Here is a 20,100-nt window from a genome sequence, read left to right as displayed (position 1 = left end):
GACGATCTAGCGTCAAACCGGTGATCAGATTCGGACAGGTGCTCGCGGTGCCAGGGATGACGCCACTGCTGGGCATTTCGCTGCTCGCTCGTGTCGCGATCACGGCGGATGTTATGGCGCTGACGATGTACGTCGTGCTCGCGCTCGACATGAGCTACGCGGCGGCGGGAGCCGTGGCGGCGGTGCTCACCGCCGGTGTCGCGCTGGGCGGGCCGCTGCTGGGCCGGATGATCGACCGGCGGGGCCTGCGTACCGTGCTGCTGGCCACGGTTGTGCCGCAGATCGTGTTCTGGCTCACCGTGCCTGTGCTGCCGTACGTGATCTTGCTGGGCGCATCCTTCGCCGCCGGTCTGCTGATGGTGCCGGTCCAACCGGTTACCAGGCAGGCGATCGCCGCGATGACGACGGCAGAGCAGCGGCGGGCAGCGTTCGCGCTGGAGTCGGTGGTGGGCGAGCTGTCGTACATGGTCGGCCCGGCGGTGGTGATCCTGTGCGCGGCGAAGGTGTCCCCCGGTGTGGTGGCATGGGGCGTGGGCGCCGCGATCGTCGCCGGTGGGGCAGGGATCGCCCTGCTCAACCCGCCGCTGCGGGCCAAGGACGAGGCGGACGGCGACGCAGCAGGCCGGCCCCGGCGCCGGGAGTGGCTGGGAACGCGCATGGTCGCTGTTCTGACGATGGGGTTCGGCGTCGCGATGCTGCTCAGCGGCGTCGATCTGGCCATCATCGCCACGCTCGATGAAGCCGGTCAGGTCTCGTTGGCGGCCGTGGTCGTCGCCGTGTTCGGGGTGACGTCCGTCGTGGGCGGTCTGGTGTACGGAGCGCTGCCCCGGCCGATGCCCATCTGGCTGCTGCTCGGCCTGCTCGGGCTGGTGACGATTCCGGCCGGACTTGCCCATGACTGGCGTTGGCTGTGTGTGGCCGTCATCGGTGCCGGGCTGCTCACCGCACCGACCCTCTCCACGGTCTCCGACGCGGTGAGCCGGCTGACGCCGGCCGGCGTACGAGGTGAGGCGACCGGCCTGCAGTCCTCGGCGCTGAGCGCGGGGTTCGCGCTCGGCTCCCCGGTCGCGGGAGTGGCGATCGACGCGTCCGTGCCGGCGGGCGGCTTCGCGGCGGCCGGCCTGGCCGGCCTGCTCGCCGCACTGGCGGGATACCTGCTCTCGCGCCGGTCACCCGCCGCCAGGCCGTCTCCGTCGTCCTCATCGGAGACACTCGAGCCCTGCGACGCCGCCGCGCCGACCCCATGACGTCAGCCCGGTACGGCTACGGCCTCGGCTGGTTCGCGATCGCCGCGATGCTCGTCGGCCTGCCGTCGGTCACGGCGATCAACCAGTGCGGCGGCAGCCTGACGATGATCTCCATTCGGGACTCCTTCCGCCCGGTGAACCCAATAAGGCGGGTTCGGGCGGTCACGATTGCGGCGATGGCGGTAGCCGTCCGAGCCATCGCTCAACTCGTGGGGGAGGAGCGCTTCAACGCCTTCTGCGGCAACCTGGCGTACCTGCTGTCATGGTGAGCGCTCCCTTCACCGGATTCGCCGCGATGGCTTCGGGCGGCGTGGACTGCTCGATGTTCGTCGGCCTGCCTGTCTCCGCGGTGGCCTACCTGCTGCTGTGCCGGAGCCTCGACATCGCTGCGGAACACCGTTTCGGCCGAGCAAGAAGGAGCGCTGACGGTCCACTGAAGGATGGCACTGTGTCACCTGAAGTCCATGATCGATTACGGCTTGGCGGCTGGTCGGCGATGCGGCGGGACCTCAAGCTGATCGCTAACACGATCAGGAGGTCATTGTCATGCCTCGAACCGCTTCCCTTCGCGCGCTCCAGCGCCTGGTCGCCGAACACGGCGACGCCAGGCGGTTGGGCATCCCTGTCGAGGAACTGCGCGGGTTACGTACTGAAGCCGCCGAAGAGCCCGGCGGCATGGCCAGGCGCGAACTGCTCAAACGAGTCACCCTGGCCGGCCTGAGCGCGGCCGCCCTCACCGCGACACCCAGGGCCGCGCGCGCCGACGTCGCCAAACCGCCGAAGCCCGCGCGAGTGGCGGTCGTCGGCGGCGGCATTGCCGGTCTGACCGCCGCGCTGACCTTACGCGACGCCGGGGCGACGCCCATCATCTACGAGGCCAACCCCACCCGGGTCGGCGGGCGTATCTATTCCCAGCGCTCATTGTGGTCCGGCGGCCAGACCTCCGAGGTCGGCGGCGAGCTGATCGACCAGGAGCACCGGAAGATGCGGGAGCTGTGCCGCCGTTTCGGCCTTCCCACGGTCAACTTCGCCGCGGCGGGGCCCAACGGTGCCGAGGAGATTCTGCGTTTCAACGGCGGCTATTATCCGCGCTCTCAGGCGGACGCTGACTTCAAGGAGATCTACCAGGCGCTCCACGCTGACCTGCAGGCCGCGGGCGAGGTGAAGTGGAACAGCACCACTGCGGCCGGTACCGCGCTGGACAACATGTCGCTCTACGACTGGATTGACTCTCGGGTGCCTGGCGGCCATGCCTCCAACCTGGGACGCTTCCTCGATGTGGCCTACAACGTGGAGTACGGCGCAGACACGGTGGAGCAGTCCTCGCTGGCGCTCATCTTGCTGCTCGGCTACCAGCCCAATCCTGGCCACTTCAACGTGTGGGGCCTGTCCGACGAGCGCTACCACATCGTCGGAGGTAACGACCAGCTCCCCGCCGCCATCGCCGCGTCGCTGCCCTCGGGCTCGCTCCAGCTGGGCTGGAAGCTGCTAGCCATACGGGCCGACTCCGACGGCACCCAAACGCTCACCTTCGACAACGGCGGCACCACCAAGACCGTCACCGCTGACCACACGATCCTCACCGTGCCGCTGCCCATCCTGCAGGACCTCGACATGTCCAGGGCAGGCCTGGACGCCCGCATGACGAACCTGCTGCGCGATGCCCGGATGGGTCACGTCACCAAGCTCAACATGCAATTCACCGGCCGTCCGTGGATCGGCACGGGGCCCTGGCCGGGTGTGTCCGCTGGCGACTGCTTCACCGATCTGCCCTTCCAACAGTGCTGGGACACTACCAAGGGACAGCAGGGCATCGGCGGCATCCTCATCCAGTACGGCGGAGGCAGCCTGGCCCGCGCTCTCAACCCCTCCACCCCCTTCGCCACCCACACAGACCCTTACGTCCGCGACCTGGTAGCGGGCATGCTCACGCATATCGACCAGGTCTTCCCTGGCACCAAGGCCGCATGGAGCGGCCGCGCTCAGCTGTCGGCCTGGCACAAGAACCCCTACTCCCTGGGCGCCTACTCCTACTGGCCCGTCGGCTACCTGCACAAATACGCAGGCTATGAGGGCACCCGTCAGGGCAACGTCCACCTGGCGGGCGAGCACTGCTCCTACGACTTCCAGGGATTCATGAACGGCGGTGCCACCGAGGGCGAACGTGCCGCCAACGAGGTGCTGGCCAGCCTGCGCGCCTAACTGACCCTCGCCGACAACCGCCGCCTACACAATGCCCATGCTCCCGTCAGCCAGTGATGCCAGTTCCTCTCGCCGCGGTCTCCCCTCCTGCTGGACGTGACCCTGGGGGGTGTTGCGCTCACGCACCAGCAGCGGGCGGAAGGGGCCCGACTCCAGTAGGCGGCGCACCTCCTCCAGATAGCCCGGACGCCCAAATCCCGTCGCCGTGCTCATGCGGCGGCTCCACTGCGATCATAAGTGGCGTGCTTTCCGTGAAAATGAACGACGCCGCAGTGAAGGCGCTCAGGTTGCCGAACGGTCTGGAGGCCTTGGCGCCTCCTGGTGGCCTCTCACCGGATCTTCGAGCACGCGCGGCACGGGGCATAGTCCGATGTGGGGAAGTCCTGACCTGGGCCGACTCCACGGGAGGAGCGGCAGACGCACCCTCGTTCTTCCCGGACCTCACCGCCTGGGAGTGCTCTGACAGTTCCTTCCACTTGGAGGACTTCGTCTCGGTGGAGGTGGCCACCGTCGATGATGCACCGGTTATCAGCGAAGAGGACCAGCAGACCCTGCTCCTGCACGGTGTCGCGTTCGCCCTGGAGGTCAGCAAGTGCGTCTACACGCTCGACCCGCCCAGCCGGGTGCGATGCATCCTGGGCGCGAACGAGACCAATGCGACCTTCAGGTTCCACCAGATCAGACCAGGCGAGAACTGGAACATGTCCGACCTCGACGGCTACCGCTTCGACAAGCTGGTCGTGATCGACATCGAGCCCGCTGACAGCCGATAGAACGAACCAGTGCCGATCACCGTGGTGCGGAGAAGAGCCTCGTTGTCCTGCGGACAGGAAGCGTTCCTGGGACATGTGCACGCCTTCAGTGTGGTGGGACGGTGCCGACTGGCAAGGTCCGCTACGACGATCCGAAGGCCGCGGTCGCACCGCGGTGCGATCTCACCGCGAGCGTCCGAACGTGCTGGACACCCCACGCGCATTCGTGAGGCTCAGGGGGCTGGCCGCCCCGAGCACCGGGGAAGTTCTCGAGATAGGCCGCCCGCTGCAGACCCGTTCCGTCGGGCTGTCCGCTGGAGGTTAGGCCGTGAGCGTCCGCCACGGTCGGTTACGTGCCTCGAGTGGCGAACCATCGGCGACGCGCGCCGTCCGGCTGCCGGGTTCGAGCATGATCGTGGCGAGGGTGGCCCAGCGCTGACCGAGCGGCAACGTCATGTCCGGTACGCAGCACAGGTGCGGCTGGCCAGGATCGGAATACAGGAAGCCGAGCAGTTCCGTCGCGCTTCGCGGCTCTGGACCACGCGCGAAACGGGACGCCACCAGGTCGTAGCGCTCACCCGAATCCGGCTGGTAGAGCTCATTCTTCTCGCCCGCGCGGGGCGCCGGCGCGAGGAAGTGGTTGGTGCGGATGACGGTCCCGTCGACCGGCTCGACGACGAACACCCCGACCGGAGTGATGTCGGTGGCAACGGCCGTCTCATGGTCGAACAGGGTGAAGGAGCTCGATGCGCTGATGGGCGCCGATCGCACGAGGTCGAGGGCCTCTGTGACCGACCCGGCCTCCTCGAGCACGCTCGCGGCGAGCAGGTGCACGGGGACGCCCCCGACGCCGTCCTCGCGATGCCCGAGGATGTTGAAGTGCAGAGCAAGCCCGGCACTGTTGACGCCGATCTTGCCGAGGATGCCGTGCTCGGTGATCCCGACCATGTAGGCGGCCTCGCAATCCAGGTTCCAGCCGTTGGTGTCGGTGCCCGCCACCAAGACCGAGCCCCCACGATCTCCGCGATCGACATGCACCCCGAACGGCCCGCCGAAGGCGCCGTCGAGATGCTGCATGGGTTGATCCACAACACGCCGGTCGCCGAGCGCGTCCGGCTCCCGACGACCTTCATCGTAAGAGAATCGACGGCACCGCTGTCGCGGCGTCGTCGCATTTGAGCGGTGCTAGGTGTACCTGACCTCTCAGGTCAGTACACCTAGGGGAGGATCGCCGAGCATACGATGGAGCTCTACGCCTCACTCACGGCTCGAGCCGCCACAATGCGGGCCTGGTGTCTTCGGCCCACCGCTCGGAGTCGATGCCGCCGAGTGCGTAGATCTCGCCGCCCGGCGAGCCGGCCAGATCCTTGATCACCGGCACACCCTTGTCGACGGGTGCCTGCTCGCGTGTCCAGCGCCCGTCCGACAGATGCCACAACATGCCGAGCTCCGAGGCCGCCCACAGCCCACCCCGCCCGTCGGGCACCGCGTCGACGAACGAGTCAGGCTGGTCGCTGTCGTCGGTCGGGCCCCACCAGCAGCTCCACTGGCCGGCGACATTGCGCATCACCAGGCTCCTGGAGACCGTGATGTCCTCCTCGTCGACGGGCTCGTGCTCGCCCCAGCTGAACGTGCCCGCGACCCAGAACTCCTCCGGCCCGGTCCGCGCCACACCGGCGATGTCCGTCGAGGGCTTATCCGGGTGGATGGCCTCGGTGCCCGGAGGCAGGGTCATCCCTTCAGGCAAGGGGACGGCCTGCCAGCCCCGATCCGTCCATCTCGACAGCTGGATCCGCGCTGCCTCGTCCTCGTCGTCCGGGTAGGGAGCGGCGATCACCCACGGCTCTTCGGTGGTGCCCGCCACCTTGTCGCTGTAGGAGTGCAGCGGCGCGGTCTGCCACGCCGTACCGCTCCAGCGCATCGCGCGATCGCCGAGCAGCACCCACGCCCCCTGCGCCGCCAGCCGCTCGCCGCTGGCGGACTGCACGCCCAGGTCCACCCGTTCACTCCGCCACGCCTGGCCGTCCCAGGTGGACACGACGTAGGTCGCCGGCGGGTCTTCGGGGGACATGGGCGACGCGCTCTCGACGATCAACCAGGCCCTGTCAGCCGATGCGGCCCCCAGCCTGACCATGTGCCCAGCGATCTCAGCGAAGCGGCTATCCAGCATCGTGGCCGGAGACCACCGTGCGCGGCACCGGGAATCCGCTCGAAGCGCGGAAAGTGCTGAGGCTGCGGACCAGCGCGGATGACGGGTTCGCTTGGCGGCGGGACCTTGAGGAGGGGATCGAGGGCAGCTGCGCACCGTTTCGCCCAGTCGATCCGTCAAGCCCTGGGCCAGGCGGCTCCGCTACGCGCCTTCCCAGATCCGATCACCGATCCAGCCGGAATCGTCGACCTGAACGCAGGCCGACGAGACCGGCTCGGCGGAGTCCCCTTGTCGCTAGCCGGCCGCGAGGGCTGCCAGGAGGCGGTCCTCCGTCACGTCGGGGCCGGTGAGCTGGTGGGTGATGGCGCCGTGGCGGAGCACTACGACGGAGTCGCAGTTGTCCGCGAGCTCGCCCACGTCCGAGGAGATCAGGAGGATCGCCAGGCCGTCGACGGCCAGTTCGTCGAGGAGGGTCTGGATTTCCCTCTTGCTGGCCAGGTCGACGCCTCTGCTCGGCTCGTCGAGCAGAAGGACCTTGGGCTGCATGGCCAGCCACCTGGCCAGCAGTACCTTCTGCTGGTTGCCGCCGGAGAGCTCGCCCGCGGGCTGGCGGGGGGAGGCCGCCTTGATGTCGAGCCGTTTCATGAAGGTGGAGACGATCCTGTCGATCTGGGCGTCGGCGACGATGCCGATGTGGGAGAGGCGAGGGAGCGCGGCCAGGGCGATGTTGTCGCGTACCGACAGGCCGGGGACGATGCCCTCGGTGATCCGGTTTTCCGGCACCAGGCCCACTCCGGCTCGGATGGCGTTGCGGATGGACCACTTCCTGCTGGCGGTGCCGGACACGGTGACCTGGCCGGACTCGACGGGCAGCGCGCCGGCGATGGCCCTGGCCGTTTCGCTGCGGCCGGCGCCGAGCAGGCCGCTCAGGCCGACGACCTCGCCGGGCCGCATGGCCAGGGAGACTCCCGCGAGCACGTTTGGCCTGGTGAGGCCCCTGGCCTCCAAGACGGGCTGGTCGGCGGGCTCGTCTACGGGCCAGCTCTCCGAAGGAGCGTCCAGGGGGTGGAAGGGATGGCCCAGCATGAGGGAGACGAGTCGAACCCGGTCGAGTCCGACCAACGGGCCGGTGTGGACCACGCGGCCCTCGCGCAGGACCGTGACCCGATCGCAGATCTCGTAGAGCTCCTTCAGGCGGTGTGTCACGTAGATCACCGCCCGGCCCTCCTCGCGTAAGCGGGTCACGGCGGCCAGGAGGGTCTGGAGCTCGCCGTGTTCCAGGACTGTGGCGGGCTCGTCCATGATGACCAGCCTGGCGTCCGCGCAGGCGGCTCTCGCCAGGGCGACGAGCTGCTGGGCGCCGGGGGTGAGGGAGTCGAGCGGGTGGCGGGAGTTGACGTGTAAGCCGTACAGGGAGAGAAGCTCGTCGGCGCGGGCGTGCATGGCCGTGAAGTCGATCAGCCCGAACCGCCCGCGCGGCTCGGTGCCGAGGAACAGGTTGCGGGCGATGCTCATGGTGGGGACGAGGCCGCTTTCCTGGTGGATCGTGGCGATGCCGGCCTGTCTGGCCTGCGCGGGGGAGGCGAACCTGACCGGCTCGCCCAGGTAGCGCACCTGGCCCGCGTCGGGCTGGTAGACGCCGGAGATCACCTTTACCAGGGTGGACTTGCCCGCCCCGTTGCCGCCGATGACAGCGTGGACCGACCCGGGGCGTACGGCGAGCGTCACGTGGTCGAGAGCTGGGATGCCCTGGAATGTCTTGAGAACGCCTGCAAGCTGAAGCACGGTTGCCTCCACCCGATGGTGGCCACAGTAAGAAACAATCACATTCGGTCAGGTCTGGGCAACGTGCAGCCTTACACCTTTGCCCGCCAGGTCGTCCAGCACGTCGCGGGGAGCGTCGTCATCCGTGACCAGATGGGCGATGCGCTCGGCCGGGATCGTCTGGACCATGGTGTCGTGGCCGATCTTGGTGTGGTCGGCCAGGACGACGACTTCCTCCGCCGCCGCGGCGAGCGCGCGGTCGACCGCGGCCACCTGGAGGTTGGGTGTGGACAGGCCGCGCTCGGCGGTCAGGCCGTTGCCGGAGATGAACGCGCGGCGCACGCGCAGCCCGGCCAGCGAGCTCTCGGCGGCGCTGCCGACGAGCGCGAGGATGGTGCCGCGCAGTGAGCCGCCGGTGACGACCACCTCGATGCGCGGGCATGCGGCCAGTGCCTGAGCCACCAGCAGGGAGTTGGTCACCACGGCCAGCTCGGTGTGCCTGGTCAGCTTGCGGGCGAACTCCTGCGTGGTGGTGCCTGGGCCGATGACGATCGCGTCGCCGTCCTCCACGAGCGAGGCCGCCAGGTCGGCGATCGCCGCCTTCTCGGCTGAGGCGGCGGCGGCCTTCTGCGTGTGGCTCGGCTCGCGGGTGAGGTCGCCGGGCATGGTGGCGCCGCCGTGGTGGCGGTTGAGCAGGCCCTCGGACTCGAGCGCGCGCAGATCGCGGCGGACGGTCACCTCGGAGGAGCGTACCGCCTGGGCGAGCTCGCGCAGGGAGACCGCGCCGTTGGCCCGGACCAGCTCCAGGATCCGCTGGCGGCGCTCGGCGGCGAACACGGGCCTGCGGCTCTCACTCTGCGTGTCGCTCACGTGGCCCGATCATAGTCGAAGGACCGAGGTCTGCCCATCTGTGTCCATCTCAGAACGAATCTGATCGGTTTTTCTTGACCTGACGGTCAGAACGATGCTTTCTTTGGTCGAGATGGCGCTCGTTTCGATCGGAAGGCAGTTCCGTGATCACACGCCTCCCCTTAGTCCTGGCCGTCCTGCTCGGCATGCTGTGGCTGCCCTCCCCGGCGACGGCGCAGGCGGAGCGGCATGGCCTCAAAGGCGACTACTACCTGAGCACCGGCCCGGGCAGGTTCGACTTCGGCGAGCTCAAGGCGACCGTCGTCGAGCCGAACATCGAGTTCTCCGATCTCAACCCGACCTTCACCGAACTGACCGGCCGCGAGGAAGACGTCACCGTACGGTGGACCGGGCGGATCGAGGTCCCGGCCTCCCAGACGTACACCTTCTCCATGATCGGCGACAACGGCTTCCGCCTGTGGGTCGACAACCAGCTGATCATCGACAACTGGCGCGACATCTGGGACGTCGAGCAGGTCGGCACCCCGATCGCCCTGGAAGCCGGGCGGAAGTACGACGTCAAGCTCGAGTACTTCGAGCACTACGGCGGCGCCAACCTGCGCCTGCGCTGGCAGAGCCCCGATCTGGCCAAGGCCATCGTGCCCACGGAGGCGTTCTACCTGCCCGAGGGCTTCGACCCGCCCGGTCCCACCCTGGCCGAGATCGGCAAGTCAGGCGACATCGCCACCCTGACCTTCGCCAAGGAGCTCAAGCCCACCACCTCCCACACCGGCTTCAAGATCACCACGGGTGGGTCGGTCTGGCCGATCAAGTCCGCCTCCTCCTCCGGCGCGACCCTGACCCTCACACTGGGCGAGAAGATCCCGCTCAAGGCGGGCAACAGCGTGCGCGCCTCCTATGACGGCACGGGCGGCATCGCGTTCACCGACGGCACCGCGCTGGGCACCTTCCCCCGCGCGATCGTGCTCAACCGCTCCGAATACCTCCTGGCCAGCAAGTTCGCCAAGGACGTGAACCCGGCCAACCCGCACCCCGAATATCCGCGCCCGCAGCTCGTCCGCGACCGCTGGCACGGCCTCAACGGCCCCTGGCAGTTCGCCGCCGCCGAGGCGGGAGAGCAACCCCCGATCGGCAAGAACCTGACCGAGCGCATCATCGTCCCGTACCCCGTCGAGTCCGCCCTGTCCGGCATCGGCAGGAACGAGGACCGGATGTGGTACCGCAGGACCTTCGAAGTCCCGAGGAACTGGCGCGGTGAGCGGATCATCCTCCACCTCGACGCCGTGGACTGGGAGGCCACCGTCTACGTCAACGGCACCCGCCTGGCCACCCATCGCGGCGGCTACGACCGCTTCAGCGTGGACGTGACCGACGCGCTCAAGCGCAACGGCCGGCAGGAGCTGATCGTCGGTGTCTTCGACCCCACGGACAAGGGGAACCATCCGACCGGCAAGCAGCGCCTCGCCCCGGGCAGCATCTGGTACACGCCGAACTCGGGCATCTGGCAGAGCGTCTGGATAGAGCCGGTGGCACCCAACCGGATCCTGTCGGTCGACTCCGTGCCCGACCTGACCGGCCAGAAGCTCAAGGTGACGGTCGACACCCCCCTCGCAGGAACCCGCGTCGAGCTGGTGGCCCGCGACGGATCGAAGATCGTCGGCCAGGCGAGCGGGCGCTCGGGCACCGAGCTGAGCCTGCCGGTCCGCAACCCCAAGCTCTGGACCCCGGACACCCCCTTCCTCTACGACCTGACCGTCACGACCCGCGACGACCGCGTGAAGTCCTACTTCGGCATGCGGGAGATCTCGATCGGCCAGGTCAACGGCAAGACGCGGATGTTGCTCAACGGCAAGCCGGTCTTCCAGCTCGGCCCGCTCGACCAGGGATACTGGCCCGACGGCATCTACACCGCGCCCACCGACGCGGCCCTGCGCTACGACCTGGAGGTCACCAAGCAGGCCGGGTTCAACACGGTGCGCAAGCACGTCAAGGTCGAGTCCGACCGCTGGTTCCACCACGCCGACAAGCTCGGCCTGCTCGTCTGGCAGGACATGCCCTCGACCTCGGGCAACACCAACCAGTCGCAGTTCGAGACCGAGTTCAGGCGCATCGTCGACCAGCACCGCAGCAGCCCCTCGGCCGTCATGTGGGTGCCGTTCAACGAGAGCTGGGGCCAGTACGAGGTGGCCAGGGTGGCCGACATGGTCAAGAGCTGGGACCCGTCCCGGCTGGTCGACAACCAGAGCGGCGTCAACTGTTGCGGCGCCCAGGACGGCGGCAACGGCGACGTCATCGACTGGCACATGTACCCAGGCCCCGCGCCGGTCTCCCCGCCGAGCGCGACCAGGGCCTCGGTCCTCGGTGAATACGGCGGGCTCGGCCTGCTCGTCCTCGGCCACACCTACTCCGGCGGCGGCTGGGGCTACCGCGTCGAACCCGACGCCGAGACGCTGACCAACCGCTACGTCGAGATGGACCGGACGCTCCGGCGGCTGCACGCCTGCGAAGGGCTCAGCGCGGCGATCTACACCCAGACCACCGACGTGGAGGTGGAGCTCAACGGGCTCATGACCTACGACCGGGCGGTCATCAAGCCCGACCTCGCGCGGGTCAGGGCCGCCAACAGGGCGCTCATCGACGAGATCTCGCCCGCCTGCTAGGAAGGAACCCACCATGACCCCCCGCACAACCATCCTGGCGCTGGCCGTTCTCGTGACCGTGGCCGGCTGCGCCAAGGCCGAGGCGCCGCAGACCGCCGCCGCCCCCACCGGCACGGCCGGTCAGCAGATCGTCCAGACCCCCACCGGTACGGCCGGCCCCACCTGCACGCTGAGCCAGTTCGGCGGCGAGAAGTTCGACCTCAAGAGCGCCACCGTCGGCTTCTCCCAGTCGGAGAAGGAAGCCAACCCGTTCCGCATCGCCGAGACCAAGTCGATCAAGGACGAGGCGGCCAAGCTCGGCATCGCCAACCTGAAGGTGACCAACGCCCAGTCGCAGTTCTCCAAGCAGATCACCGATGTCCAGCAGCTCATCGCGCAGGGCGCCAAGCTCCTGGTGATCGCCCCGCTGAACTCCGACGGCTGGGAGCCGGTCCTGCAGCAGGCGGCGTCCAAGAAGGTCCCCATCATCACGGTCGACCGCAAGATCAACGCCAAGGCCTGCACCGACTACCTGACCTTCATCGGCTCCGACTTCTACGAGCAGGGCAAGCGGGCCGCGGACAAGATGATCGAGGCGCTGGGCGGCAAGGGCAAGGTGGCGATCCTGCTCGGCGCGCCGGGCAACAACGTCACCACCGAGCGCACCAATGGCTTCAAGGACCGGCTCAAGGAGAAGGCACCCGGAGTCACGATCAGCTTCGAGCAGACCGGCGAGTTCGCCCGGGAGAAGGGCCAGCAGGTCACCGAGCAGCTCATCCAGTCCAACCCCGACATCAACGGCATCTACGCCGAGAACGACGAGATGGCCCTCGGTGCCGTGACCGCGTTGAAGGGCGCGGGCAATCAGCCGGGCGATATCAAGATCGTCTCCATCGACGGGACCAGGAGCGCGGTCCAGGCCATCGTCGACGGCTGGCTCCACTCGGTGATCGAGTCCAACCCGCGCTTCGGCCCGCTGGCCTTCGAGACGGCGAAGAAATTCCTCGACGGTGAGGGCATCGCCGACAAGGTGATCATCTCCGACCGCGAATACGACCAGGCCAACGCCAAGGACTCGCTCGGTGAAGCGTACTGAAGCCGTGCTCGAAGCTCGGGGGATCACCAAGCGCTTTCCCGGAGTGGTGGCGCTGGACGACGTGCACCTCGCCCTCGGCGCGGGCGAGGTGCACGCCCTCGTGGGTGAGAACGGCGCCGGCAAATCCACTCTCATCAAGGTGTTGACCGGCGTCTACCAGCCCGACGAGGGAGAACTGACCTATGACGGAGCCGCCGTCGGCTTCGACACCCCGCTGGACGCGCAGAAAGTCGGAATCTCCACCATCTACCAAGAGGTCAACCTTGTCCCGATGATGAGCGTCGCGCGCAACCTCCTGCTCGGCCGCGAGCCCCGCGGCCGCCTCGGGGTGATCGACACCGCCAGGCTGTACGGCGAGGCCCGCGGCATCCTGCGCGAATACGGCATCGACACCGACGTCAGGCGGCCGCTGCGCAGCCTCGGCGTCGGAGCCCAGCAGATGGTCGCCCTGGCCCGGGCCGTCTCCGTGGACGCCAAAGTCGTCATCATGGACGAGCCGACCTCGTCCCTGGAGCCGCGCGAGGTCGAGACCCTGTTCGGCGTGATCGGGCGGCTGCGCGAGGCCGGCATCGCCGTGATCTACGTCAGCCATCGGCTCGACGAGCTGTACCGGGTGTGCGACACCGTGACCGTCCTGCGCGACGGCCGGGTGGCGCACACCGGGCCGCTGGCCGGCCTCGATCGGCTCAAGCTCATTTCGCTCATGCTCGGCCGCGACCTGGCCGAGGTGAGAAGCAGTGGTCTCACTCGGTTCAATCGCGACCATGACCGCGTGGGCGGTGCGCCCGTGGTCGAGGCCCGCGGCCTCACCCGGCGCCACGTGCTGACCGATGTGACCATCTCCGTCCGGCCCGGCGAAGTCGTCGGGCTCGGCGGGCTGCTGGGCGCCGGCCGTACCGAAACCGCGAAAGCCATCGTCGGCGCCTTGCCCCTCGACGGCGGGCGGGTGCTCGTCGCGGGGCAGCCGCTGCCCACCGGCAGGACCGTGGCGGCGATCCGCGCGGGCGTCAGCATGCTCCCCGAGGACCGCAAGGCCGAGGGCATCATCCCCGGGCTCTCGGTGCGCGACAACATCGCCCTGGCCGCGCTGCCCGCGCTGGCCAGGGCGGGGGTCGTCTCCGACGCCAGGATCGACCGGGTGGTGGAGATCTTCATGAAGAGGCTCCGGATCAAGGCGGCCTCGCCGTACCAGGCGGTGTCTGAGCTCTCCGGAGGCAACCAGCAGAAGGTGCTGCTGGCGCGGTGGCTGGCCGTACGCCCCAAGGTCCTGCTCCTCGACGAGCCCACACGCGGCATCGACGTCGGCGCCAAGGCGGAGGTGCAGGCCCTCATCGACGAGCTCGCCGAGGAGGGGCTGGGCGTGCTGCTCATCTCGTCGGACCTGGAGGAGCTGGTCGAAGGGGCGGACCGGATCCTCGTCCTGCGCGAGGGGACGGTCGTCGGCGAACTGTCAGGCGACGACGTGACCGAGGAGAAGATCATGGCGGCCATCGCGGAGCGCGCCGATGACTAGGTGGATCCGCGACTACGGCGTCTACGCGGCCGTGCTCGCGCTGCTGGTGTTCAACGTGCTGTTCACCCCGCACTTCCTCGACGTGGCCAACTTCCGTACCCAGCTCGTCCAGGTGACGCCCATCGTCATCGTCTCGCTGGGCATGGCGCTGGTGATCGGCACGAAGGGCATAGACCTGTCCGTCGGCTCGGTCATGGCCCTCGCCGCCGCGCTCACCGCCCTCTACCTGGGGTACGGCGCGGCCGTCGCCATCGTCGTCGCCCTGATCGGCGGGGCCGTGGCGGGCGCGGCCGGGGGAGTGCTGGTCTCCTACGTGGGCATCCAGCCGATCGTGGCCACGCTGGCCCTGCTCGTCGGGGTGCGAGGGCTGGCCAACGTGCTGGTGCCGCAACTGGTCGAGTTCCGCAATCCCGACCTCATCGCCCTCGGCAGCAACGCGCTCTTCGGCGTCCCGCTCATCGTGATCATCGCGGCCGTGCTGACACTCCTGCTCGCCTTCCTGGTGCGCAGGACCACGTTCGGCCGGCAGGTGGTCGCGATCGGCGGCAACCGGGCCGCCTCCGAGCTCTCCGGACTCCCGGTGAAACGGGTTCTCGTGCTCGTCTACGTGATCTCCGGGGTGCTGGCCGCGCTGGCAGGGGTGCTGGCCACCGCCCGGCTGCAGGCCAGCGACCCCACCTCCCTCGGGATGTTCATCGAGCTGTCGGCGATCACCGCGGTCGTGGTCGGCGGCACGCCGCTGTCCGGCGGGCGGATCAGGGTCGCCAGCACCGTGATGGGGGCTCTGCTCATGCAGTTGCTGTCGGCCACGCTGATCAAGCACAACCTGCCCCAGTCGTGGACACAGATGGTCCAGGCGGTCATCATCCTCGCCGCCGTCTACCTGACAAGGGAGCGTGGCAAGCGATGAACCGCGAACAGCTCGGCCGCCTGCTCCAGCACCACGGCGCGATGATGGTGCTCGGGATGCTGGTCGTCGTGGGCACCCTGGGCTTCGACTCCTTCGCGACCCCGGACAACGCCGCGAGCATCGTGGTCTCCTCTTCCTTCCTGGCCGTCGTCGCGATCGGCATGACCTTCGTGATCATCAGCGGCGGCATCGACCTGTCGGTCGGCTCGTTGTTCGTGCTCGGCGGGGTACTGGCGGCCTTCGGCTCCCAGTACGGCTTCGCCGTGGCTCTGCTGCTGCCCCTCGCGGTCTGCGGCCTGGTCGGCCTGGTCCAAGGTCTGATCATCGCCAGGACGGGCCTGGCTCCCTTCATCGTCACGCTGGCCGGGCTGCTCGGTGTGCGGGGCATGATGCTGACGATCTCCAACGAGGGCGCCACCACCTATCTCGTGAAGAATCCTGCTTTCGCCGCGCTCGGGCAGGGTGAGATCCTCGGCCTGACCTATCCGGTCTATCTGACGATCGCCCTCGCGCTCGCCGCGATGGTCCTGCTCCAGCGGACCGGATTCGGGCAGAACGTCTACGCCATCGGTGGCAACGAGCAGGCGGCGGCGCTCATGGGCGTGCCCGTCGCCCGCACCAAGATCTACGTCTACCTGATGTCCGGGCTGCTGGCGGGCCTGGCAGGGGCACTGAACGCCGCCCGCTTGTCCTCCGGTGTGACCATTCTCGGCATCGGCATGGAACTCGACGCCATCGCCGCCGTGGTGATCGGCGGCACGCTCCTGACCGGGGGAGCGGGGGGCGTGACCGGAACCGTCGCCGGCGTGCTGCTACTCGGCGTGATCCAGAGCCTCATCAACCAGGTCGGCAACCTCACCTCCTCGATCCAGCAGGTGGTCAGCGGGGCCTTCCTGGCGTTGGTCGTTGTCGCCCAGCGGCTGCTCAGCAAGGCCCAGCGGTAGCTGACCGCCCCTGGAGCCCCTTCGCCCGCCGTCGCCGATAGGGCTCACCAGCCCAGCTGGTCGCCGAGCCGCAACCGCAGCCACATCACCAGGTGCTCGTCCGGGTTGGCGAAATCGAACCCGAAGATCTCCTCGGCGCGGGAAAGCCGGTTCCGGATCGTGTTCGGGGTGCACGGACAGCCGATGGGAGGCGGCCGCGATATCGCTGTTGGCGTTCAGGTAGGCGAGGATGGCGGACGCATTCATACCAGCGCAGCGTTCGCCGAACGCCTGCCGCAAGGCCGGCATCGCCGACTCCACCGCTACAACATTCGCCGTCGCCATTCCCGGCTCGGACAGCGCGGCCCGATCACCTACGAGAACAGCCTCATCGCGACATCAACTACTCTGACCGATGCCGCATGACCTGTGTCCAAGATCTGGAGTGAAGGCCCGTCGTCTGCTCTACCTGATCTTCGCCTGAGTGTGTGGCTGGCTTGTTCTGCTCGACAGTGCCTCCAGGACGCGAGGTTGACGACGAGTTCGCGGCGTTTCCTGCCGTAGATGGGCGGCCGAGATCGGGCACTGCTGAGGTTGCCTGATCGCCGGCTGATACCGGCTTGGTCAGCCGTACCCCCTCCTCGGCGTAACCCAGCGCCCGGTAGAAGCTCCGAGCTCGGACATTGGCCCCACCGGTTTCCAATGTGATGTGCCGCAGGCCCCGGTCGCATGCCCAGGATTCGGCGGCCTCCACCAGAGCGCGCCCGACGCCCATGCGCTCCGCCTCGGCGGCGACGACAAGTTCGCCGATGTAGGCGTCGATCTGGCCGGTGAAGTGCCGGCGGGTGGTCATGGTGACGAAGCCCGCGACACGGCCACTGCAAACCGCCACCAGCACACCGTGGCTGTCGCTGTCACCCTGGTCAAGGGAGCCGGTGACCCAGCCGCGCACGGCGACGGCGACGGCGTCGGCATCCCGCCAGGCCGCGACGCCCTCGGTCAGGCGTGGGGCCAGCGCGACGACGGCATCACGATCCCCATCTCCGTAGGGCCGGATGACGACAGAGGACTGTCCACTACTCATGATCGGCAGTCTGGCATCGGACTCCCACATGAATAAACAGTCAACGGCCCGCAGATGCCGACTCGGGTTGACACCTTACGCAGACCGGATGTCTGCGGCCGTCGGATGAGAAGAAAGATCGTTTACTGATCGGTGGTGTCATCTAGTGTCGGTCTGTCCCGCACTGGGTTCGTTTTGGTGCCAGGTCGTGACGGGACCTGTCGGTACGTCCCGGGGCGAACGAGTACGGACCGAGCGCGGCTGACCCGTTGGTGCGCACCATGCATCCATGACCCTGGGGTGTGCGAGCCACATGGCGCCAAAGTGGCGGACTGCCGGGTCAGCTCTGTGCGATGAATTTTGATGCGGTACAGGCTGTTCGGGGCGCTTCTTCACGCACATCGGCGTCTGCTGGCCAGTCGCAACCAGCCACCTGCGCCCGTCTTGGACGCCGAACACCCACGCTCAGCGTGCGACCGGCTTTCACAACCGTTCCGACGGCCTCGATGTGATCGCCTACGGCGGGCGCCGGGAGGTTGATCTTTCTGCGACATCAACTGGTGACCGGGGAGCGAGCCGTTCTGGCGAGGCCGTCGAGGGTGACGGTGATGAGGCGGTCGGCGTCGGCTGCCGACAGGTGGTCGTGGAGCGCGGCGGCGGCGGTGGTGAGTGCGGTCACGTCCGCGCCTGTCGCGTCCGAGCGTACGATGCCCGATTCGCGGGCCAGCGCGACAAGCCGGTCGCCGATTTCCGCCAGGCGTGCGCAGGAGGCGTGCAGTTCCGAATTCTCGTCATCCAGGCCGTCCGCCAGCATGGCGGCCAGGCCGCTGTAGGTGGCGGCGTGTTCAGTAACGCTGCGGATCCAGATGGCCAGCGCGTCCGGCCTCGGCTGAGCGATGAGCCTGTCGCCCAGTTCGAAAAGGGCGTCGTTGCGCTCCCGCAGCAGCGCGCCGACCAACGCCCGACGGGTGGGAAAGTGGCCGTAGAGCGTGCCGATAGCCACGCTCGCGGCGCGCGCGATGCTCTCCAGGCTGGCCTCGACCCCGCGCTCACGGAAGGCGGCGTCGGCCTCGGCCAGAACACGCTCATAATTACGTCGGGCGTCTGCTCGGGGCCTGCGGGCGGTGGTCATGCTGACTCCACTGGTAATTCGAGGCATCCTCAGTATATGTTCTCGAGGCAGCCTCAGATTACCGGAAGAAGGCGCTCATGATCCTGGTCACCGGAGCCACCGGCTCCATCGGCACGCACCTCGTCCGTCTCCTGCTCGACTGCGGCATCCCCTTCCGGGCGATGGTGCGCGATGAGGCCAAGGGGAAAGCCCTGGGCTGCGACTTCGTGGTGGGCGACTTCGACGATCCCGCCTCGCTCGGCCCTGCGCTGAAGGGCGTGGACCGGCTGTTCCTCAACGCGGGTGGCGCTGAGCCGGTGGACGGCGAGCAGCCGATGATCCGCCAGCAGCGGGCCGCCATCGATGCGGCCCGCGCCGCCGGGGTGTCCCGGGTGGTGAAGATCTCCGTCTGGCACGCCCACCGGGGCGGGCGGCTGGCCGAGGGTGCGCACTGGGAGATTGAGGAATACCTCAAGGCGTCCGGGCTTTCCTGCTCGATTCTGCAGCCCAGCGGGTTCATGCAGAATTTCGTCACCGGGGCCGGTACTTTCACCGCCGACGGCAAGCTCATCGGCGCGTACGGCGACGCCGGCGTGTCATATGTCGACTGCTACGACATCGCCGCCTGCGCGGCCGCCCTGCTGACTGGTCCGGACGGCGAAGGCGGGACGTACGTGGTGACCGGGCCGCGGGCGCTCACTCAGGCTGAGATCGCTCAGCAGCTCTCGACCACGCTGGGCCGTACCGTCGAGCAGATCGACCTGACTCCTGAAGAGCTGGCAGCCGCGCTGAGGGCACAAGGGCTGCCGGACCACTTCGCCGAAGACGTCGCTGAGCTCTCCCGGCAGGTGGCGACCGGGAGGCTGGAGCCGACGACCACCGTGGTGCGGGAACTGAGCGGCCGCGAACCCAGAACGTTCGCGCAGTTCCTGGCCGCCAACTCCGGGCAGTTCTTCCAGTCGAGCTGATGCTCGCAAACGCCGACGGACCCTGCCGGCGTAGACCATGACCACTCGTCGGCCTTCCGAAGGTCGCGAGACCCGCCTTTCTAGCGATCCCCTCGGCGGACACCCAGTGTCCCGCGCCCACGAACCCCCGCTGCCCGATCTTCAGTACTTGCGCCCGACGATCTGTGCCCGCCAGCAGCCTGGCCCATTCCATTACTAACGCTGTTTCCTCCGGACCGTTGTCGAGCGGCCATGGTGAGTCCACGTTTGACGGCTTTGCCCACGTCATAGCTGGGCGCAGGGCGATCGTGCCGGAGTCCGTTCCCACGGTAGGACGGGCGGACATGGTGTTCCGCCCGCTCGGCCGGGTCACGAAAGTCGTCACGCTCGACCTGGCCTGGCGTCCCGACGACCCCAACCGCGCGGGCCGCCGCGGGCCGCGCTCGGGACGGTCGAGGTGCACGTAGTGTGTGGCGTCAGGCAATTCCACCGCCCTGACTTCCTCGGCGTGCACCAAGTGACGCTGAAGGGTCACGACGTCTTCAGGACGGCTCCGGAAGTCACGTTCGCTGCGCAGGATCAGCGTCGGCGCAGTGATGTGGCTGGCGTCCCAGAGTTGGCGCGAGATAGAAGCTGTCCTCCAGAGCGCCAGACGGTGAGCGGAAGCTGGCATGGGTACGGCTCGCGCTGGTCGGGTCGGAGGCGAGGGCCGCCTTGACATAGGCGTCGGCAACGGCCGGGTCGCGCCAGGTCGTCTTGTCCTTGCTCGGGATGCTGCGATCCCACGAGGGGAACAGGCTGTCGGCAGTGTTCAGCCGGGATCGGATGGCGGCCGAGGCGTAGGCGATCGGGGAGGACACGATGGGGGCCGGCTCAGGTGCAGGCGATCGGGGTGGACGCCACCGGACGCTTGC

20 protein-coding genes are annotated in these 20,100 nt (G+C 68.3%); 12 read left to right on the top strand and 8 right to left on the bottom strand.

The window, feature by feature from the left end:
* Positions 1–20 precede the first annotated feature (20 nt).
* The 4 genes from AC3EO4_RS36430 to AC3EO4_RS36415 all read left to right on the top strand — a co-directional run bounded on the left by AC3EO4_RS36430 (position 21) and on the right by AC3EO4_RS36415 (position 4,222).
* Entirely contained in the window at positions 21–1,247 is a 1,227-nt protein-coding gene (locus AC3EO4_RS36430; RefSeq protein WP_431899988.1) for an MFS transporter, read from the top strand.
* A complete protein-coding gene (locus tag AC3EO4_RS36425) occupies positions 1,244–1,516 on the top strand; it encodes a hypothetical protein (RefSeq protein ID WP_431899986.1) in 273 nt (90 codons plus the stop codon). Before AC3EO4_RS36430 ends, AC3EO4_RS36425 begins: the two co-directional genes overlap by 4 nt.
* Before the next feature lie 277 nt (positions 1,517–1,793).
* Positions 1,794–3,449, top strand: coding sequence for a flavin monoamine oxidase family protein (locus AC3EO4_RS36420; protein WP_431899984.1), 1,656 nt, complete (start codon positions 1,794–1,796; stop codon positions 3,447–3,449).
* Positions 3,450–3,505: 56 nt separating this feature from the next.
* On the top strand, positions 3,506–4,222 hold the full coding sequence (locus AC3EO4_RS36415) for a hypothetical protein (RefSeq protein ID WP_488186370.1): 717 nt from the start codon (positions 3,506–3,508) through the stop codon (positions 4,220–4,222).
* 300 nt (positions 4,223–4,522) lie between these two features.
* Here AC3EO4_RS36415 and AC3EO4_RS36410 read toward each other — a convergent pair whose 3' ends face one another.
* The 4 genes from AC3EO4_RS36410 to AC3EO4_RS36395 form a co-directional block, all read right to left on the bottom strand.
* Entirely contained in the window at positions 4,523–5,278 is a 756-nt protein-coding gene (locus AC3EO4_RS36410) for a C45 family autoproteolytic acyltransferase/hydrolase (protein WP_431899980.1), read from the bottom strand.
* 184 nt (positions 5,279–5,462) lie between these two features.
* The gene (locus tag AC3EO4_RS36405; RefSeq protein ID WP_431899978.1) at positions 5,463–6,335 is read right to left on the bottom strand and encodes a hypothetical protein; all 873 of its coding nucleotides are present in this window, start codon (positions 6,333–6,335) and stop codon (positions 5,463–5,465) included.
* A 309-nt stretch (positions 6,336–6,644) separates the two neighbouring features.
* Entirely contained in the window at positions 6,645–8,135 is a 1,491-nt protein-coding gene (locus AC3EO4_RS36400; protein ID WP_431899977.1) for a sugar ABC transporter ATP-binding protein, read from the bottom strand.
* Positions 8,136–8,183: 48 nt separating this feature from the next.
* Complete coding sequence (locus AC3EO4_RS36395; protein WP_379575472.1) at positions 8,184–8,984, bottom strand: DeoR/GlpR family DNA-binding transcription regulator; 801 nt, start codon at positions 8,982–8,984, stop codon at positions 8,184–8,186.
* Between the two features lie 143 nt (positions 8,985–9,127).
* Between AC3EO4_RS36395 and AC3EO4_RS36390 the strand changes: the two genes are divergently transcribed.
* The 5 genes from AC3EO4_RS36390 to AC3EO4_RS36370 are packed head-to-tail and all read left to right on the top strand — an operon-like array spanning position 9,128 to position 16,086.
* Complete coding sequence (locus AC3EO4_RS36390; RefSeq protein ID WP_431899975.1) at positions 9,128–11,644, top strand: PA14 domain-containing protein; 2,517 nt, start codon at positions 9,128–9,130, stop codon at positions 11,642–11,644.
* 13 nt (positions 11,645–11,657) lie between these two features.
* Positions 11,658–12,719 (top strand): ABC transporter substrate-binding protein, encoded by a 1,062-nt coding sequence (locus AC3EO4_RS36385; RefSeq protein ID WP_431899973.1) that lies wholly within the window; start codon positions 11,658–11,660, stop codon positions 12,717–12,719.
* Positions 12,706–14,232 carry a sugar ABC transporter ATP-binding protein gene (locus AC3EO4_RS36380; protein ID WP_431899971.1) on the top strand — a complete coding sequence of 509 codons (1,527 nt, stop codon included), beginning with the start codon at positions 12,706–12,708 and terminating at the stop codon, positions 14,230–14,232. The genes AC3EO4_RS36385 and AC3EO4_RS36380 overlap by 14 nt, the downstream gene beginning before the upstream one ends.
* Positions 14,225–15,142 (top strand): ABC transporter permease, encoded by a 918-nt coding sequence (locus tag AC3EO4_RS36375; RefSeq protein WP_379575468.1) that lies wholly within the window; start codon positions 14,225–14,227, stop codon positions 15,140–15,142. Before AC3EO4_RS36380 ends, AC3EO4_RS36375 begins: the two co-directional genes overlap by 8 nt.
* Positions 15,139–16,086, top strand: coding sequence for an ABC transporter permease (locus AC3EO4_RS36370; protein WP_431899969.1), 948 nt, complete (start codon positions 15,139–15,141; stop codon positions 16,084–16,086). The genes AC3EO4_RS36375 and AC3EO4_RS36370 overlap by 4 nt, the downstream gene beginning before the upstream one ends.
* 44 nt (positions 16,087–16,130) lie before the next feature.
* Here the strand turns inward: AC3EO4_RS36370 and AC3EO4_RS36365 are convergent, their stop codons facing one another.
* Positions 16,131–16,214, bottom strand: a complete 84-nt coding sequence (locus AC3EO4_RS36365; protein ID WP_379575703.1) for a hypothetical protein — start codon at positions 16,212–16,214, stop codon at positions 16,131–16,133.
* Here AC3EO4_RS36365 and AC3EO4_RS36360 point away from each other — a divergent pair.
* Positions 16,192–16,491: a hypothetical protein gene (locus tag AC3EO4_RS36360; protein WP_431899967.1), complete on the top strand. Its 300-nt coding sequence runs from the start codon at positions 16,192–16,194 to the stop codon at positions 16,489–16,491. The two genes, AC3EO4_RS36365 and AC3EO4_RS36360, sit on opposite strands and share 23 nt — an antisense overlap.
* Here AC3EO4_RS36360 and AC3EO4_RS36355 read toward each other — a convergent pair.
* A complete protein-coding gene (locus AC3EO4_RS36355; protein ID WP_431899966.1) occupies positions 16,469–17,149 on the bottom strand; it encodes a GNAT family N-acetyltransferase in 681 nt (226 codons plus the stop codon). The two genes, AC3EO4_RS36360 and AC3EO4_RS36355, sit on opposite strands and share 23 nt — an antisense overlap.
* A 532-nt stretch (positions 17,150–17,681) precedes the next feature.
* Positions 17,682–18,260: a TetR/AcrR family transcriptional regulator gene (locus tag AC3EO4_RS36350; protein ID WP_431899965.1), complete on the bottom strand. Its 579-nt coding sequence runs from the start codon at positions 18,258–18,260 to the stop codon at positions 17,682–17,684.
* Between the two features lie 77 nt (positions 18,261–18,337).
* Between AC3EO4_RS36350 and AC3EO4_RS36345 the strand changes: the two genes are divergently transcribed.
* Complete coding sequence (locus tag AC3EO4_RS36345) at positions 18,338–19,207, top strand: SDR family oxidoreductase (protein WP_431899963.1); 870 nt, start codon at positions 18,338–18,340, stop codon at positions 19,205–19,207.
* A gap of 323 nt (positions 19,208–19,530) precedes the next feature.
* The gene (locus AC3EO4_RS36340; RefSeq protein WP_431899962.1) at positions 19,531–19,653 is read left to right on the top strand and encodes a hypothetical protein; all 123 of its coding nucleotides are present in this window, start codon (positions 19,531–19,533) and stop codon (positions 19,651–19,653) included.
* A 93-nt stretch (positions 19,654–19,746) separates the two neighbouring features.
* On the opposite strand, the gene AC3EO4_RS36335 is transcribed toward AC3EO4_RS36340, so the two are convergent.
* Entirely contained in the window at positions 19,747–20,046 is a 300-nt protein-coding gene (locus AC3EO4_RS36335) for a hypothetical protein (protein ID WP_431899960.1), read from the bottom strand.
* Positions 20,047–20,100: the final 54 nt, after the last annotated feature.

The sequence above is a fragment of the Nonomuraea sp. bgisy101 genome, from assembly GCF_057708945.1.
The sequence above is the reverse complement of the archived record's forward strand: the minus strand, read 5'-3'. Positions and strand labels throughout refer to the sequence as shown.